The 283-nt window shown below is 44.5% G+C and carries 1 pseudogene; it reads left to right on the forward strand.

Features of this window, described 5'->3' with window-relative positions:
• Positions 1 to 39: 39 nt before the first annotated feature.
• Positions 40 to 283, forward strand: a pseudogene (locus LKK83_RS02830) (group II intron reverse transcriptase/maturase); the annotation flags it as partial.

The raw sequence follows: 283 nt of genomic DNA on the forward strand, positions 1-283 counted from the left end.
TGTCGCGACCACATCCAGGAATGGCTAAAAGGAATAGGGTTGGAACTTAAGGATACCAAAACCCACATCACCCACACTTTAGAAGGGGATAATCCAGGGTTTGACTTTCTCGGTTTTAACATCCGACAATATGCAGTTGGAAAATACCAAACCGGGAAAGACGCACACAGTAATCCACTAGGTTTCAAAACCATCATCAAACCCAGCAAAAAAGCCATCAAAACCCACTACGAGAAACTTAAGGAGATAGTAGACTCCCACAGAGCAGTACCACAAGAGGGGT

The sequence above is a fragment of the Phormidium sp. CCY1219 genome, from assembly GCF_035615515.1.
Classification (GTDB): Bacteria; Cyanobacteriota; Cyanobacteriia; order Cyanobacteriales; family Laspinemataceae; genus CCY1219.